The organism is Rhodanobacter sp. FW510-R10 (assembly GCF_058781105.1).
In genome coordinates this window covers 2,827,517-2,841,496 of sequence record NZ_JBYSWL010000001.1, presented here as the reverse complement: position 1 = coordinate 2,841,496, position 13,980 = coordinate 2,827,517, and the positions used below count along the sequence as shown (strand labels likewise).

Annotated in this window: 10 protein-coding genes; 7 read left to right on the top strand and 3 right to left on the bottom strand. The window is 65.9% G+C overall.

Annotated elements, in window-relative coordinates; genetic code table 11:
* Positions 1-138 precede the first annotated feature (138 nt).
* Together AC3WJB_RS12460 and AC3WJB_RS12455 are read right to left on the bottom strand one after the other, a co-directional pair.
* A complete protein-coding gene (locus tag AC3WJB_RS12460; protein WP_492681977.1) occupies positions 139-3,615 on the bottom strand; it encodes a WD40/YVTN/BNR-like repeat-containing protein in 3,477 nt (1,158 codons plus the stop codon).
* Between the two features lie 111 nt (positions 3,616-3,726).
* Positions 3,727-6,681: a TonB-dependent receptor plug domain-containing protein gene (locus AC3WJB_RS12455; protein ID WP_492681976.1), complete on the bottom strand. Its 2,955-nt coding sequence runs from the start codon at positions 6,679-6,681 to the stop codon at positions 3,727-3,729.
* Positions 6,682-7,179: 498 nt separating this feature from the next.
* Between AC3WJB_RS12455 and AC3WJB_RS12450 the strand changes: the two genes are divergently transcribed.
* The 5 genes from AC3WJB_RS12450 to AC3WJB_RS12430 all read left to right on the top strand — a co-directional run bounded on the left by AC3WJB_RS12450 (position 7,180) and on the right by AC3WJB_RS12430 (position 10,692).
* Complete coding sequence (locus AC3WJB_RS12450; protein ID WP_492681974.1) at positions 7,180-7,896, top strand: FAD-dependent oxidoreductase; 717 nt, start codon at positions 7,180-7,182, stop codon at positions 7,894-7,896.
* Position 7,897: 1 nt separating this feature from the next.
* Entirely contained in the window at positions 7,898-8,347 is a 450-nt protein-coding gene (gene msrB, locus AC3WJB_RS12445) for a peptide-methionine (R)-S-oxide reductase MsrB (protein WP_492681972.1), read from the top strand.
* The gene (gene msrA, locus AC3WJB_RS12440; RefSeq protein ID WP_492681970.1) at positions 8,344-8,853 is read left to right on the top strand and encodes a peptide-methionine (S)-S-oxide reductase MsrA; all 510 of its coding nucleotides are present in this window, start codon (positions 8,344-8,346) and stop codon (positions 8,851-8,853) included. The genes msrB and msrA overlap by 4 nt, the downstream gene beginning before the upstream one ends.
* A 64-nt stretch (positions 8,854-8,917) precedes the next feature.
* Complete coding sequence (gene cycA, locus AC3WJB_RS12435) at positions 8,918-10,297, top strand: D-serine/D-alanine/glycine transporter (protein WP_492681968.1); 1,380 nt, start codon at positions 8,918-8,920, stop codon at positions 10,295-10,297.
* A 128-nt stretch (positions 10,298-10,425) separates the two neighbouring features.
* Positions 10,426-10,692 carry a DksA/TraR family C4-type zinc finger protein gene (locus AC3WJB_RS12430; protein WP_492681966.1) on the top strand — a complete coding sequence of 89 codons (267 nt, stop codon included), beginning with the start codon at positions 10,426-10,428 and terminating at the stop codon, positions 10,690-10,692.
* Positions 10,693-10,732: 40 nt separating this feature from the next.
* Here AC3WJB_RS12430 and AC3WJB_RS12425 read toward each other — a convergent pair whose 3' ends face one another.
* Complete coding sequence (locus tag AC3WJB_RS12425; protein WP_492681964.1) at positions 10,733-11,659, bottom strand: ArsR/SmtB family transcription factor; 927 nt, start codon at positions 11,657-11,659, stop codon at positions 10,733-10,735.
* Between the two features lie 278 nt (positions 11,660-11,937).
* On the opposite strand from AC3WJB_RS12425, the gene mvaD reads away from it, so the two are divergent.
* Positions 11,938-12,936: a diphosphomevalonate decarboxylase gene (gene mvaD / locus AC3WJB_RS12420; protein ID WP_492681962.1), complete on the top strand. Its 999-nt coding sequence runs from the start codon at positions 11,938-11,940 to the stop codon at positions 12,934-12,936.
* On the top strand, positions 12,933-13,976 hold the full coding sequence (locus AC3WJB_RS12415; protein WP_492681960.1) for a mevalonate kinase family protein: 1,044 nt from the start codon (positions 12,933-12,935) through the stop codon (positions 13,974-13,976). The genes mvaD and AC3WJB_RS12415 overlap by 4 nt, the downstream gene beginning before the upstream one ends.
* The last annotated feature ends 4 nt before the right edge of the window (positions 13,977-13,980 follow it).

The following is a 13,980-nucleotide window of genomic DNA, read 5'->3' as shown; positions in this document are numbered from 1 at the left end:
TGCCTAGGTGATTGCCGCCGGGCGTATCCGCCGGGTTTGGCTGGCCTGCATTTCAATGCCCGCGCGCAGCGAACCTTCACCGGCTGGATTGGCTTGCCCGCTCGCGCCCGAGCACTCCGGCGCGAGCGGGATGACGCTCTACTGGAGCTTGTCGGTGATTGGCTTCGCCTCGCCCGCCGGGCTCTGGTTGAACGCGGGCAGGGTGACTTTTTGCAACTGCTCGTAGTCGGCTCGCGCCTTCGCCAGATCCGCCTCGAGCTCGCGCAGGACGCGGATCTGCGTGGCGGTCGGCTTGTAGTCGGCGCCGCCGCCGGCGTCCGCGGCGCCATCGCCCACGCCGCCGCTCAGCCATACCATATTCATGTACACCTTGTAGGCGGTCGGGAACTGCTTGTCGTCGCTCAGCATGGACTCGCGTGACACCAGTTGGTGTTCCACCTGCAGGATGTCGTTGTTGAGCTTTTGCAACGCGGCAGCGTTTGGCGTGAAGGCAGACGCCTTGATGCGGTCCTCGATCTGCTTGCGCCAGATTTCCATCTGGTTGACCATCTCGGAGGTCTGTGTGAGCCGCTCGCGGACACGCAGTTGCATCGCGGTCGATTCCTCCAGGTCCGCCAGCGGCGCACCGATCGCCGGATCCTTCAGCACCTTGAAGGGTTGCGTATAGGTCTTGCCGTCGATGGTCAGGCGCACCGTGTAGTCGCCGGGGGCCGCGAGCGGCACGCCGGTGTTGGGCGTGATGCCCCAATGCGTGATCCGGCGCACGGTCTGGCCCTGGAAGCGTGGTTCCTCCCAGATGCGCGGGTTGTCGGGCGGCGTGGTGAGCAAGGCGATCTGCTCCGGCGCGTCGTAGCGCAGGTTCCAGTACGCACCGTTGAGCCCGGCATGGGCGTCGAGGAATTGCGTGCGCACCGGCGCACCCTTGGCGTCGAAGATTTCCATCTTCACCGGCGTCGCGGGCTTGGTGGCCACGGTGAACTGGAAATGCGGGCGCAGCGGATCGTTGAGCTCCGGAAAGACCGTGCGGCTCTTGCGGAAGATGGGACCGGGCTTGAACAGGCGGGTTTCCTTCACCGTGCGCGGGGATGCCCCCACCTCGGTGCTGCCGGTCTGCTCGAACGTCGTCATGTCAGGCAGGATGTACAGCCCACGACCGTAGGTGGACAGGACCACCTCATGGAAGCGCGGCTCCACGGTGATCCAGGTGACCGGGGCAGGCGGCAGGCCCTTGTCATACTTGATCCAATGCACACCATCGTCCATCGAGTAATAGAACGCCTGGCCGGTGCCGACGAACAGCATGCCCTGCCGGTTCGGGTTTTCCGCGATGGACAAGGTGTAGCCGAGCGGATGGGTATTGGGAATGTCGCCGTTGATGTTCTTCCAGGTGGCACCGTAGTCGCTGGTTTTCAGGATGTACGGCTTGTGGTCGTTCCCCCCCGCCATGCGGAAGTCCACCACGATGTAGGCGGTGGCCGGATCGAAATGCGAAGGCGAGATCTGGTTGACCTGGCCCCAGGTCGGCAGGTGCAGGTTGGCCGTGACGTCCACCCATTGCGGCGCGGTCTTGACGTCGGCCTGCCTGGTGTACCAGACCTTGCCGTCGTTGGTGCCAGCCCAGAGCAGGCCGCGCTGGATTGGCGAGAACGCCATGGACCAGATCACCTCGCCGTCGTACTGCGCCAGGTTGTCGCCGACCAGGCCACCGTTGCTGACGATGCGCGATGGATCCCGGGTCGAGAGGTCAGGGCTGAATTCGGTCCAGGAATGACCCTTGTCATCCGTGCGCAGCACCATCTGGCAGCCGTAGTACACGTTTTCATGGTTGAACGGATCGATCGCCAGCGGCGAGGTCCAATGGCAGCGGTACTGCACCTCGTCCGGCGGTGAATCCAGGGTGATCCGCGAGGGTTCGATCGAGTGTGCCGTGAGTTCGCGCGCGTCGTAGCGGGTGACCTTGTTGCCGTAGCAGGTAGCCCAGACGACGTTCGAATCGCCAGGATCGGGCAGCGTATGCCCGGATTCGCAACCGCCCAGGCTGTAGTCCCATTGCAGCGGGCGGGGCGGCTTACGGCCGTAGGGGACCGCTAATGCCGGCGTCTTCTGTGTGCCGCCGGGCCCGAGGCCGATGCCTGCCGGGGGCTGGTCCATTTCCGGCAGTTGCGGCAGCAAGGTCGGATCGCCGGTCTGGTACAGCCCGCCATCGCGCTTGGGGCGTGGCCGGCGGTTGCTGGTCAGGGTCGGGTCGTCGGCGCCGGGGATGAAGTCACGTAACGGCAGCAGCCCATTGCCGCTGGGCTCGGACAGCGTGCTGGGGCCGCGCATGGTGAAGAAGTCCTGGCGGTTGCTGTAGATCCAGTACGGCACCTGGTTGTCGGTCGTGACGTGGTAGTTCTGCCCGATCGGCAGGACGACGTTGATCGCATTGCCGGCGCCGGTGGCGATGCTCGCCCCGCCATCGCCAGTGAGGACGTAGTGGGCTGGATTGGTCGGGTCGATCCACACGTCGTGGCAGTCGCCGCAGCCGGCCGGACCCATGGCCTTGGCGTTGCCGCCGTGGCCGCTGAAGGTGCGCCCGCCGTCGGTGGAGAAGTGCGGACTGCTGTTGGCGACGTAGACGTTGTCGGGGTTCTTCGGGTCGACCGCGATGCGGATGTAATAACCGGCGCGGCCGGTGAGCGAGCGGTCGGAGCTGGTGAGTTCCCAGCGCTGGCCGCCATCGTCCGAGCGCCACAGCGAACCCTGGTTGAAGGTCTGGATCAGGGCGTAGACGCGCTTTGAATTGGACGGCGCGATGGCCACGTCGATCTTGCCCAGGGGCGATTTCGGCAGGCCCTGGTCCAGCCGGGTCCAGGTCACGCCATTGTCGCGGGAGGTGAAGACGCCGCTGCCCGGGCCGCCGCCGTTCTGTTGCCAGGTGCGCTGGGAGACCTGCCAGGTGCCGGCAAACAGCACGTTGGGGTTGCCCGGGTCCATGCTCAGGCCGGAGCAGCCGGTATCCTGGTTGACGAACAGCGTGCGCTTCCAGGTCTTGCCGCCGTCGGTGGTGCGGAACACGCCGCGCTCCAGTTGCGGCGCGGACGCCCGTCCCAGCGCGCACACCAGCACGTTCTCGGGATCGCGCGGGTTGATCACGATGCGCGAGATGCGCCCGGTTTCCACGAGACCCATGTGCTGCCAGTTCTTGCCGGCATCGGTGGACTTGTACACGCCGTCACCGATCACGTCGCTTGGACGGATCATCCATGGCTCGCCGGTACCTGCCCAGATCGTATTGGAATCGGTCGCCGCGATCGCGAGCGAGCCGATCGCCGCCACGTTCTGCTTGTCGAAGATAGGGACATAGGTGTGCCCGCCGTCGGTGGACTTCCACAGCCCGCCGGAAGCTGCACCGAGGTAATAGGTGGAGTGATTGCCGGGGATGCCGACGGCAGCCGAGATGCGTCCGCCGGGCGAGGGTCCCATGTAGTGGAATTGCAGCGGGGTGACTGCCGAAGTGCGCTCGGGCGTCGTCGCACCAGGGGCGTCCTGTGCCACGGCGGCGGACGACATTGCCAGTCCCAGCGCCAAGGCTGCCGGCAAGGCAAGCCACATCGTTGGTGCTGCTCGCGACATGATGCAATCTCCCGGTGGGTTTCGAAGGCTACCGACATCCCGCCCCTGGTCGGCACTGGCGAGCCGTGCGGGTGATTTCCGCACGGCTCGCCGGGGCAGGCTTTGCGCTATTCAGAACGTGAACGTCAACCGCGCCCAGTAGTAGCGGCCAATCGCATCAAACGAGCCACGCGCCGTGTTGTTGCGCACCACGTTGTTGGCGTAGAGCATGGGCGGCTGGTGGTCGAAGACGTTGTCGACGCCGACGTCGAGGCGCGTATGCCAGGGCTCGAAGTTGTAGCCCGCGGTGAGGTTGTGGTACGTCGTCGCGCCGTAGTCGTAGTAGATGCCCTTCAACTTCCCGCCGGCCGGATGCGTGTCCTGCGACGGGGCGGGTGAACCCATGCGGTAGCCGCCGATGAAGTTGAGCTTCCAGGCCGCGCTCCAGTTGCCCATGTGCCAGAACACATTGCCGGTGGCGCGCAAGCGCGGGAACAGGCACTCGTTGCCGCCACCGCAAGCCGCGGCCGGGGCCGAGCCGAAGCCATCGAAGTGTCCCGCGTTGTGGTAGGTAGTATTGCCTGCCAGGCCGGGCGCGGTTTGCTGGTCATAGCGCGACAGGTAGGTGGCGTTTACCGCGAAGTTGAAGTTGCCCACCGACGAGGTGTTGAGCCGATAGGCCAGGCCCATGTCCACGCCGGCGACACTCACGCTGCCGAGGTTGCCCGTGGGTTCCGTGGTGGCGATGTCCAATTGGCCTTGCTGCGGTCCGCTCGGGATGCGGTGGATAAAGGCGCAGTAGGTGGTCTGCCCCGCATCACACAGGTTCATCAGGCTCTGGATGCGCACCGTGGTGATGATGTCGTTGAGCTCCAGCCGCCAGAAATCCAGGCTGCCCGAAAAACCTTCCAGCCAGGAGGGGCTGTACACCGCGCCGAAGTCGTAGGACTTGCCGGATTCGGGTTTGATCGGGAAGCCGGCCGCCTTGGCGCCGGCCGACTGGATGCTGGTCGCCTGCGCCTGCGCGACGTTGGTGTTGCGGAAGTTGCCGTTCGTCGGCACGTTGACGCAAGCGGGGTTGACCGGGCTGCCGGTGTAACCATCGCAAGGATCGAACGTCAGGTTCGAGGCTGAAGCCCCCGGTGCCCGGTAGACGTCATTGATGGTGGGTGCCCGGAACACCTCGGCCACCGTGCCACGCAGCAGCAGTTCGCTGATCGGGCGCCATTCGACCGCAAATGACGTGTTGTTCGTGCTGCCGAACGAGCTGAAGCGCGAGTAGCGGTCGCCGATCGTGACGTTCAGCGAATCGATCAGCGGCAGGCCCTGCAGGAGCGGGATGAACGCCTCGGCATAGGCTTCCTTGACGCTGAAGCCGCCCTGCAGCCCGGTGGAGCAACCGCTGCCCAGGATGCAGGTGCCGGTGGCCGGATCGGTCAGTTGCATGGCGTCGACGCGGGACTGCGTATGCTCCGTGCGGTAGTTGGCGCCGAGCGCCAGCTGCACGGTGCCGGCGGGCAGGTCAAACAGGCCGCCATTGACGTCGGCGCGCCAGACCTTCTGCTGGCCGTGGCTGTTGCTGCTGGTGACCACCGAGGCTTTTTGCAACGCGGCCTTGGAGTTTGGCGAGGCCATCACGAACGGGTTGAACGAAGCATCGCAGTTGGCTGTCACCTGGCCAGGCTGTCCGCATTTCACGACGCCATCGGTGTCCATGAAGGAGGGGCCGGTGTAGAGCTTGTTGTTGCTGGCGTAGCCGGTCGAGGTGCTGTCCTGGCTGGCGTGGCCGTAATCGAGTCCCACGTCCCAGTTCCAACCCTGCTCGAACATGGTGAACGTGCCACGCAACCCTGTGTGGAGCTGCCCGTCGTTGCGGCTCGCGTGGGTGACCCGGTTGCCGAGCGCCTCCAGGCGGGACAGGAACTGCCCGCCCTTGCGGCTGTATTCGATGCCGAAGGGGTTGTAGTAGTTGTTCGCCGCGATCGACGCGCCATAGGGCGTGCCCCAGAGGCTGGGCGCGTTTTGCCCGAGCGAGCTGGTCTTGGCGTAGTAGCCGTCCAGATAGCCGGTGATGTTGTCGGTGAAACGGTAGGTGCCGAGGAAGAACGCGTTCGAGCGCTCCTGGGGCGCGATCAGTGGATTGACGCTGGCATAGTTGTACTTGTCGCTGTTCGGGCCGCTGTTCATGTAACAGTGGTAGTCGGCGATCGCGTCGGCGCCAGCGGGGGAATTCTTGTTGACCGCGACGTGGTCCGAGGCGCAGCCGGCGTAGGCGTCGTGGATCGGGCCGCTCGACGGCAGTTGGATATTGCCGTAGGGCGAGGAGCCCGAGCCGCCGATGAAGGAATCAATCTTGCCGCCCGCACTGCCAATCAGCGACAAGGTGTTTTCCGAGAACTTGCGTCTGCTGGCCAACACCATGTCCGACTTGCTGTAGCCAACGCCGGCCGCCACGCTGCCCTTGTCGTCGGTTTGTCCCACGGTGACCGTGGCGCCCCGCCGCTTCGCATCCTTGCGCGAGGACTGGCCATAGCTGGTCGTGGCCTGGACGCCGTGGAAATCCTTCTTGGTGATGAAGTTCACCACGCCGCCCACGGCATCGGAGCCGTACACCGACGAAGCGCCGGTGGTCAGCACGTCGATGCGCTCGATCATGGCGGCCGGGATCACGTTGACGTCCTGGCTCTGCACGCGGTGGCCGTCGACCAGGATCAGCGTGCGATCCGGGCCCAGGCCGCGCAGGTTGACCGTCGAGGTGCCGTTCGAGCTGTTCTGCGCGTTGGTGTTTGCGCCGGTCATCGCCGGCAGGTCCTGCACAAGGTCGCCCAGGGTGACGTTGCCGCTGGCCTCGATCACGGTGTGGTCCACGGAGAGCACTGGACTGGATGTCTCGACGTCCACACGACGGATATTCGAGCCGGTCACCACCACTGCTTTCAATTGGGTGGCCTGCGTCTGGTCGCCTTGTCCGGATTGTCCCGCCGTATCCTGGGCAAACGCGGGGACGCTTATGCCCGCAGCCATGACTGCGCTAAAGGACAGCGCCAGGCGCACGGCTGAGGACATCTTGTTGATCTTCAATTTCATCGGTTTCTGACCCTCGCAGAGTGGTTGGGTGGAAAAATGGCGACGCCTTCCCATGCGCGCCGGAGCGGTGCACCGGCAACGGTTGTGGGCTGCTGCCACGAAGCCGCGGCAGCGTGCAAAGCAGGTTGTTCGGGCGCAGCAATGGTGCCCTTGGAGGTTGGATCAGCGACTCTCCTGTTGGATGCACCCCAATCCACAGATCCCTGTCGGGTCTGCAGGCTGGGTCCGTTCGGCAACCCCTGCCGAGCGGGCGTCGATCAGTAGCGGAACACATGTTGCGCGCCTGACCAAATGGAAGGCTAACGGTATTTTTCGAAATGGACAACCTGCGCTTTGGCGCATGCGGCAAACTTGTGACCAGGCTCACTGGCGCATCGCAGATTACGGGCGGAAGTCCAAATGTGTGGAACGCGTCGGCAGGATGCCTTGGGTGGCGCGCGACCGCCGGCGTACACTGCCTGGTCGGGGAAACCGACGACGGATCAACGGAGGAATGACATGGCGATGGTTGATGTCAAGTTGCTCAGGAAGGAAACAGTGGCCAATGGCACCATGCTGTTTGAATGGGAAAAGCCGGCCGGGTTTGACTACGTGGCGGGCCAGTTTGGGGACTTCACCCTGGTCGAGCCGGACGAAACCGATGCCGAGGGAAACGTCCGCGGGTTCTCCTTCGTTACCGCGCCTTTCGAGGCGCACCTGCAAACTGCCACGCGCATGCGCGACACGGCTTTCAAGCGCGTGCTGCAGCGCCTGCCGACGGGCAGCAAGGTGAAGCTGGACGCGCCTTACGGCGACTTCCGCCTGCACAAGAACAGCGCCACGCCCGCCGTGTTCCTGATCGGCGGCATCGGCATCACGCCGGTGCACAGCATGATTGCGCAAGCTACGCACGAGCGCTTGCCGCACCACATCACGCTGCTCTACAGCAACAAGACGGCGGCCGACGCGGCATTCACCGCGGATTTCGAGCGCTTTGCCACGCAGAACGGCAATTTCAAGTTCGTGCCGGTCTATTCGAGTGCGTCGCCAGCCGAGTGGTCGGGTGAGCGCGGCTTCATCGACGGGGCCATGCTCAAGCGGCACGTGGCGGACGTGGCCGCGCCGATTTATTACCTTGCCGGCCCGGCAGGCATGGTCAAGGCCATGCGCCAGATGCTGGTGACGGCCGGGGCCGACGAAGACAAGATTCGGACCGAGGAGTTCTCCGGCTATTGATATGACCACCTATCGCAAGGATTCCGAGGCCATCGCCAGGTTGACGCCGGAGCAGTTCCGGGTGACCCAGCAAAATGCGACCGAACGTCCCGGCACGGGCGCTTACCTGCATCATGCGGAGCCCGGCATCTACGTCGACGTGGTGTCCGGAGAGCCGCTGTTTTCGTCGGCCGACAAGTTTGAATCCCATTGCGGCTGGCCGAGTTTCAGCGCGGTCATCGAGCCGGGCAACGTCAACGAGCTGCGCGATGACTCGCATGGCATGTCGCGCACCGAGGTGCGCTCGGCACATGGCGACAGCCATCTCGGCCATGTGTTTGACGACGGCCCGGCAGAGCGGGGCGGACTGCGCTATTGCATCAATTCGGCGTCGCTGCGCTTCATCCCGCGTGCGCAGATGCAGGCGGCGGGTTATGGCGCCTATCTGGACCAGGTGGCGGACAAGCCATGAGCACCGAACGGGCCATTCTCGCCGGCGGCTGCTTCTGGGGCATGCAGGACTTGATCCGCCGCCAACCCGGAGTGCTGTCCACGCGCGTCGGCTATAGCGGTGGCGACACGCCCAACGCCACTTATCGCCAGCATGGCCAGCACGCCGAAGCCATCGAGATCACCTTCGATCCCGGTCTTGTGAGTTATCGGCAACTGCTGGAGTTTTTCTTCCAGATCCACGATCCGAGCACGCCGAACCGGCAAGGCAACGACGTGGGCAGCTCGTATCGGTCGGCGATCTTCTACACCTCCCCGGTGCAGCGCGAGGTGGCGCTGGAGACCATCGCCGACGTGGATGCGTCGGGCCTCTGGCCAGCCAAGGTGGTCACCGAAGTGGCGCCAGCGGGCGATTTCTGGGAGGCCGAGCCGGAGCACCAGGACTACCTTGAGCACTATCCGCAGGGCTATACCTGCCACTTCGTGCGCCCTGGGTGGAGGCTGCCGCGGCGCGATGGCGTGACTTGAGGCGCGCTGGTCAAGCGGATGCTTTTGCGGGTATGTTGCCGCCTTCCTGGACCAGGGGCAGCACATGACGACGTCGCAGCAACAGCCCGAACACCTGCGGCGCAGTCTCTCCAACCGGCATTTGCAACTGATCGCCATCGGCGGTGCGATCGGCACCGGCCTGTTCATGGGCTCGGGCAAGACGATCAGCCTGGCCGGGCCGTCGATCGTCCTCGTCTACTTGATCATCGGTATCGTGCTGTTCTTCGTCATGCGCGCGATGGGCGAGCTGCTGCTGTCGAACCTTGCCTACAAGTCGTTCATCGATTTTTCGACTGACCTGCTCGGGCCGTGGGCCGGGTTCTTCTGCGGCTGGACCTACTGGTTCTGCTGGATCGTCACCGCCACCGCCGACGTCATCGCCATCTCGGCCTACACCCAGTTCTGGCTGCCGGGACTGGCGGCGTGGATACCTGCGATCCTCTGTGTGCTGATCCTGCTCAGCTTGAACCTGGTCACGGTGAAGCTGTTTGGCGAGCTGGAGTTCTGGTTTGCGCTCATCAAGATCATCGCCATCAGCGCCTTGATCGTGGCCGGTTTTGGCCTGGTGGCGTGGGGCTTCCGTTCACCCAGCGGGCACGAGGCGACGATTGCCAACTGGTGGAACGATGGTGGCGTGTTCCCGACTGGCTGGGGCGGCTTCTTTGCCGGATTCCAGATTGCCGTGTTTGCCTTTGTCGGCATCGAGCTGGTCGGCACCACGGCCGCGGAGACCGCCGACCCGGAGCGCAACCTGCCGCGGGCCATCAACTCGATCCCGATCCGCATCATCATCTTCTACGTCATGGCCTTGCTGGCGATCATGGCGGTGACACCGTGGCGGATGGTGGCGGCAGACAAGAGCCCCTTCGTGGAGCTGTTCGTCTTGGCCGGCATCCCGGCGGCGGCCAGCCTGATCAACTTCGTGGTCCTGACCTCGGCCATGTCCTCGGCCAACAGCGGCATCTTCTCCACCAGCCGCATGTTGTATGGCCTGGCCCAGGAGCGGCATGCGCCGCGAGCGTTCGGCCGGCTGTCCAAGGCGGCGGTGCCATCGCGTGGCTTGTTGTTTTCCTGTGCCTGCCTGCTGCTGGGCGCGATGCTGGACTATCTGTCGCCGAACGTCATCACCGCGTTCACCCTGGTGACCACGCTGGCAGCCGTCTTGTTCATGTTCGTCTGGTCGCTGATCCTGGCCGCCTACATCGTTTACCGCCGGCAGCGTCCGGCGCAGCACCAGGCGTCGCGCTACAAGATGCCGGGTGGCATGTGGATGTGCTACGTATGCCTCGCCTTCTTCGCCTTCGTCCTCGTGCTGCTGACCCTGCAGGCCGACACCCGCGCCGCTCTGCTGGCCAGTCCGGTGTGGTTCGTGATCCTGGGTGCCGGCTATTTCTGGCGACGGCGCGGCGCCGGCCAGGCTTGAGCGGCCGGAGGGGCTGCCGCGTGGCCGTGCAGGCGCATCCCGGTTCCTTCACGTGATCTTCCACTTGGCTTGAGCCCCGCCTGCCCCCAGTATCTTTGGTATAGCCCGTGGATGCTTTGGAGATTGCCATGGCGACAGGTTGGGCCGGCGACGGCGCAGTCCAGGATCAGATCGATGCCACCGTCGATGACGCGGTGAAACGCGCGCGGCGTCAACTGCGCAAAGGCCCGGGTCTTGAGCGTTGCGAGGAGTGTGACGCGCCGATCCCGTCGGCGCGGCGCAAGGCAGTTCCGGGTGTGCGCCTGTGCGTGCGCTGCCAGGAAGAGGCCGACGCCGCGGACGTGGCGGCGGCGCTGTACAACCGCCGTGGCAGCAAGGACAGCCAGTTGCGCTGAGCCGGGTAGGGCCGTGCGCACGGCTGGTTCCCCCTCAGGGTCAGGGCTTGCGCGCCAGCAGGCTCACCACCTCGAAGTGCGGCGCCTTGCGTTCGCGGCTGAGCTGCGAGCAGCTCACCACCTTCAGGCCGGCCGCCTTCGCGAAATTCGTCAATTGTTCGCTGCGGAACCCGAGGTTGCGATGGTCGAACGGTTCCACCACGGCGCGATGGTTGTGCCTTGCCAGGGTCACCGCCAGCAGCCGGCCGCCTGGGCGCAGCACCTGCGCCGCCTCGGCCACCGCCTTGGGCGGGTCGGTGGCGTAGGTCAGCGCATGCAGCATCAACACCAGGTCGAAACGTAGCTTGCCCAGGTCCAGCTTGTGCATGTCGCCCTGCCGCACCTGCACGTTGGGGTAGCGGCCCAGGCGCTTGCTGGCCGCTGCAACGACACGTTCGCTGGAATCGACGCAGACCACGGAATGCGCATGCGGCGCGAGCAGTTCGGCGGTGACGCCGTCGCCTGAGGCGATGTCCAGCACGTCGCCGGTTTCCAGCAGCTGCAGCAGCGCCCGGGCCAGGGTTTCCCAGGTGCGGCCTGGGGAATAATGGCGCTCCATGTCGCCCGCCACGGTATCGGCCCAGCCCTCACCCAGCGCGCGCCGCGCCAGCACGTGGGGGACGCGCGCGGCGTCTTCCTGCAGCAAGGTGTCGTCGATGCTCTCGCGCAAGGAGGCAAGCAGCGTGCGCTGGGCGGCGTCGCCCTCGGTGTTGGCCCGGTAATAGGCCGATACGCCGGCGCGGCGGTCGCGTACCATGCCGGCGTCCTTGAGTTTGGCCAGGTGGGTGGATACCCGCGGTTGCGCCAGGTGCAAGATCGCCGCGAGTTCGGCTACCGTGAGCTCTTCCTCGTCGAGCAGGGCGAGCAGGCGCACCCGGGTCGGATCGGCGAGCAGGCGCAGGTTGGCTGAAGCAGTCGCCAAATCCATGTCATCTGGTTATCGCGATGGAAAGATAAAAGGCTAGGTGGCGGCTGGCATGGCGTCAAGTATGGCTGGACCACGCGACGACATGCTGTGGCGGCGCCGCATGCGGGTTTCGCAGAAGGCAGGGGAGCGGCCTGTCGGCGTGCACCGGCTACAATGACGGGCTATTCCCAGCTGCGGCGCGGTTCGGCTTGCGCGCTGGCAGCGTTTCGCATCGAGGCCTGGAATATGCAGATGGACGCCCACCATGATTTGGCCGGCGCGGCGGATAGTGTGTACGGATGTTGAGCGCGCGCGCGCAGGCGCAGCCGAACATCGCGCTGGTGAAGTATTGGGGCAAGCGTGATTCGGCCTTGAACCTGCCGGAGCGCGGCTCGTTGTCGATCACGCTCGACGCTTTGTGGACGCGCACGCAGGTCAGCTTCGATGCGAAGCTGGGCGCCGACCGCATGTTGCTCGACGGGCGCGATTATCCTGAAGGTCTGGCACGCACGAGTGCTTGTCTCGACCTGTTGCGCGCGCTGGCCGGGTGCCGCTTGCCGGCGTGCGTGGAAACGCACAGCAACTTCCCGACGGCCGCCGGCCTCGCTTCCTCCGCCTCCGGGTTTGCAGCGCTGCTGGTGGCCGGCAGCGCGGCGCTCGGCTTGCGTCTCGACGCGCGCGAATTGTCGGTACTGGCGCGGCGCGCTTCGGGATCGGCAGCCCGTTCGATCTTCGGCGGTTTCGTCGAGATGCAGGCTGGGGCACGTGTCGACGGCAGTGACGCGTATGCGCTTTCGCTGCGGGACGCGGCGGAGTGGCCCCTGTGCGTGGTCGTGGCGGTGACCTCCCACCAGGCCAAGGCGGTGCACTCGGGACCGGGCATGGAGCGCAGCCGGCACACTTCCCCGTACCACGCCGCGTGGCTGGAAACGGTCGATGACGACCTGGCCGTGGCCCGCGCAGCCATCGAGCGGCGTGATTTTGCCGCGCTGGCCGCGGTCGGCGAACGCAGCTGCCTGGCGATGCACGCGGACATGCTGGCGAGCCGTCCGGCGCTGATCTACTGGAATGGCGCCACGCTCGAATGCATCCACACCGTCCGTGAACTGCGTGAGCGCGAAGGCGTCGAGGCGTTTTTCACCATCGACGCCGGGCCCCAGGTCAAGGTCGTCTGCACGCCCGCGGCGACGGGCCGGCTGGCGGCCGTGCTTGGCGGCGTGCCCGGCGTGCAGAAGGTGCTGGTCAGTGGCTTGGGCGGTGGTGCGCGGCTGCTCGCCGACGCAGGAGCGGCGGCGTGAACAACCTCAAGGTCAGGGCCAGTGCCCCCGGCAAGCTGGTGCTGACCGGCGAATACGCCGTGCTCGAAGGCGCCCCGGCACTGGTCCTGGCGGTGGACCGGCGCGCCCAGGTGCGCCTGGAAGCGCGGCAGGATCAGGTCATCCTCATCGATGCGCCGGACCTGGGTGTGCTTGGCGCTACCGCGCGCCGGGACGCCGGCGGCCGCCTGGTGCTGGACGATGCCGCGCTTGCCGCTGGTGGGCGCTGGGCCCTGTTTGGCAGCGTCGTCGAAGCGGTCGCCGCACGCGGCGCGCTGCCCGGCTTCCACGTCGGCCTGGATACGCATGCCTTCTTTGCGCCTGGGCCACCGCGATGCAAGCTCGGCCTTGGCTCGAGCGCCGCGCTCGGCGTCGCCCTCGGCGGAGCGTTGCATGCGCTGGCTGGGCTCGAACCGCCTTCGGCCGGCAGCCTGATCGCGGCCCATCGGCGTGCCCAGGGTGGTTTTGGCAGTGGGCTGGACATTGCCGCCGGCCTTGCCGGCGGCTTGATCAGCTACGCCTGGCGCGACGGCCAGCCAAGGGTGACGCCTGCCGCTTGGCCGGCTGAACTGGAGTTTTGCTGTGCTTGGTCAGGGCGTTCAGCATCCACGGGAGTATTCTTGCGCGGTCTCGCGGAGTGGCGCGCGAGCGCGCCGGCGCGTCATGCCGCGCTGATGGGCGATTTGGCGAGCTGCGCACGGACCGCGGCAAGCGCGTTGCAGGAACATCGGACGGACACGCTGCTTGCGGCCATCGACGCCTATGCCGATGGCCTGGCCAGGCTGGGCGCGGCGAGCGGGCTGGACATCATGAGTGCCGAGCATCGCGCGCTGCGGGCGATTGCCGCCGAGTGCGGCGTGGCCTACAAACCCTGCGGCGCGGGCGGCGGCGACGTGGGCGTGGCGGTGTCCCTCGATACCGCACGGATCGCCGCGTTCCGGCGCGGTGTGCAGCGCGCCGGCCTGCGGGTCCTGGACTTGCAGCCTGCACAGCATGGCCTGCAAGTGCATCGATACGAGTGAACCA